The organism is Piscinibacter sp. (genome assembly GCF_050175855.1).
GTDB lineage: Bacteria > Pseudomonadota > Gammaproteobacteria > Burkholderiales > Burkholderiaceae_C > Piscinibacter.
In genome coordinates this window covers 1-2,776 of record NZ_JBFXIO010000541.1, presented here as the reverse complement: position 1 = coordinate 2,776, position 2,776 = coordinate 1, and the positions used below count along the sequence as shown (strand labels likewise).

At 72.0% G+C, this 2,776-nt stretch carries 3 protein-coding genes; all 3 read right to left on the bottom strand.

Annotated features, from left to right (window positions below; genetic code table 11):
• Window positions 1–140, bottom strand: a 140-nt coding sequence (locus AB7U92_RS25395; RefSeq protein ID WP_428583371.1) for an LON peptidase substrate-binding domain-containing protein, incomplete at its 3' end; no start/stop codon positions are given.
• Window positions 133–1,119, bottom strand: coding sequence for an RNase adapter RapZ (rapZ, locus tag AB7U92_RS25390; RefSeq protein WP_428583369.1), 987 nt, complete (start codon window positions 1,117–1,119; stop codon window positions 133–135). The genes AB7U92_RS25395 and rapZ, both read right to left, overlap by 8 nt.
• A complete protein-coding gene (recN, locus tag AB7U92_RS25385) occupies window positions 1,116–2,774 on the bottom strand; it encodes a DNA repair protein RecN (RefSeq protein WP_428583367.1) in 1,659 nt (552 codons plus the stop codon). Before recN ends, rapZ begins: the two co-directional genes overlap by 4 nt.
• Window positions 2,775–2,776 lie beyond the last annotated feature (2 nt).

Here is a 2,776-nt window from a genome sequence, read left to right as displayed (position 1 = left end):
AGCGCCACCACGCCGAACGGCCGCTGCTCGCGCAGGCAGGCGGCGGCCAGGTCGAGGTAGCGGGCCTCGAACACCTTCAGGCTGAGCAGCCCGCCGGGGAACAGCACGGTCTGCAGCGGAAACAGGGAAAGTTCAGTCACGCGCGTCGAGTTCCCGGTGGCGCACCAGTGTGCCCGAGCGAGTGCCGAAGCGGCGCGCCAGAGTCTCGGCAAAGTACACGGAACGGTGCTGTCCGCCCGTGCAGCCGATGGCCACGGTCAGGTAGCTGCGCTGGTCGGCCTCGAAGGCCGGCAGCCAGCGCGTCAGGAAGACCTCGATCTGGTCGAGCATCTCGCGGGCCTCGGGCTGGGCCGCGAGGTACTCGACGACTGGCGCATCGCGCCCGGTCTGCGCCCGCAGCTCGCGGATGTAGTAGGGGTTGGGCAGCACGCGAACGTCGAACACGTAGTCCGCATCCAGCGGCACACCGTGCTTGAAGGCGAAGCTCTCGAAGACGAGCGTGAGACGGTGCGTGTCGGCGCGCACCAGCGCGCGCATCCAGGCGCGCAGCTGGGCCGGGCGGAGCTGGCTGGTGTCGATCACGGTCGACACCTCGCGCAGTTCGGCGAGCAGCTCACGCTCCAGCTCGATCGCATCGACGAGCGCGCGGCGCCCGTCGATGGCGCTGTCGCCGCGCCGGCGCGCCTGGCCGGGCTTCGGCTGGTTGTCGTCGGACAACGGGTGAGGGCGGCGCGTCTCGGAGAAGCGGCGTACCAGCGCGTCGGTGGTGGCGTCGAGGAAGACCGAGATGAACGAGACACCTTCGCCTTCGAGCTGCTCGAGCAGCGGCAGCAGGTGCGGCAGCGAGCCGGCGCTGCGCACGTCCACCGCGATCGCGACGCGCCGCTCCGAGCGCTCGTGTTCCAGTCGCAGGAATTCGCGCAGCAGCTCGGGCGGCAGGTTGTCGACGCAGAAGAAGCCGGCATCCTCCAGCGCATGCAAGGCCACGGACTTGCCCGAGCCGGAGATGCCGGTGACGAGCACGACTTCTCGTGGCGCCTGGGGATCGGCGGGCACGGGATTGAGGCGCTCGAGGTGGTCGAGCACCTCGCGCAGGTTGTCGCTGCCCGGCGTGGTCATGACTTGCGGCCCTTGCGCGCCGGCGAGGGGGCCGAACCGACCGACAGCATCTCCTGCGCATGCGCGAGGCTGGTGCCCGACAGCCGCTCGCCGCCGAGCATGCGCGCCACCTCGGCCACGCGCGCCTCGCCGCTCACGCCTTGGATCTCGCTGCGCACGCGGCCGCCCTGGGCCTGCTTGGCGACGACGAAGTGGTGGTCGGCGCAGGCCGCCACCTGCGGCAGGTGGGTGACGGCCAGCACCTGGCGGTCGCGGCCGAGCTGCTTCATCAGCCGGCCGACGGTTTCGGCCACGGCACCGCCGACGCCGGCATCGACCTCGTCGAAGATCAGCGTCCCTGCCGCGGTTTCGTCATTCGCCAGCTGGCTGGTGCAGACCGCGATCGCCAGCGCGATGCGCGACAGCTCGCCGCCCGAGGCCACCTTGGCCAGCGGCCGCGGCGTGCTGCCGGCATGGCCGGCGACGAGGAACTCTGCCGACTCCAGTCCGAAGGATTGCGGAGACTCCTGCGCCAGCAGCGCCACCTCGAAGCGGCCGCCAGCCATGCCGAGCTGCTGCATGCCCTGCGTGACGGCCGCCGCCAGCCTGGGGGCGGCGGCGCGGCGCTGTTTCGAGACCGCGGCGGCGGCCTTGTCGAAGGCCGCCTTGGCGGTGTCGGCTGCGTGCTGCAGGGCGTCGAGGTCTGTGGCGGCGTCGAGCGCGCCGAGTTCGCTGCGCCACTGCGCCAGCAGTGCGGGCAGTTCCGCCGGCGGCCGGCGATAGCGGCGCGCCAGGCTCATCCAGGCCGACAGGCGATCGTCGAGCGACTGCAGGCGCTGCGGGTCGAGGTCGGCGCGGTCGAGATAGCTCGACAGCGTGTGCGCGGCATCCTGCAGCTGCGCCTGCGCGCCCTGCAGCACCTCGATCACGCCGGCCAGCGCGGCGTCGTACTCGGCCACGTCCTGCAGCTTGTCGATCGCCAAGCCGGCGAGCTGTTCGGCATTCGGGTCGGCCTCGGAGATGGCCTCGAGCGCGGCTCGTGCGCCGTCCATCAGAGCCTGGGCGTGCGACAGGCGGCGGTGCTCGGCGTCGAGCTCGTCCCACTCGCCGTCGGCCGGCGCGAGCTTGTCGAGCTCGCCGATCTGCCAGGCCAGGCGCTCGCGTTCGCGCTCCAGATCGGCCTGCGCGCCGCGGGCCTTCTCCAGCGCATCCTGGGCACTGCGCAAGTGCTGCCAGGCGGCTGCCAGTGGTGCGGTGTCGACGCCGCCGTAGGCATCGAGCAGGCCGCGCACCGACGCGCTGCGCGTCAGGCTCTGCCAGGCATGCTGGCCGTGGATGTCGACCAGCGCATCAGCCACCTCGCGCAGCTGCGCGACGGTGGCGGCGCTGCCGTTGATCCACGCCCGGCTCTTGCCCTGGGCGTCGATCGATCGGCGCAGCAGCAGGGTGTCGCCGGCATCGAAGCCGGCCTCGTCGAGCCAGGCCGTGAGGCTGGCCGGCAGGTCGAACTCGGCGCTGATCTCGGCGCGCGCCGCGCCCTCACGTACCACGCCGGCGTCGCCGCGGCTGCCCAGCGCGAGCTGCAGCGCATCGATCAGGATGGACTTGCCGGCACCGGTCTCGCCGGTGAGCACGGTGAAGCCGCCCTCCAACTCGACCTCGAGTTCGGTGACGATGA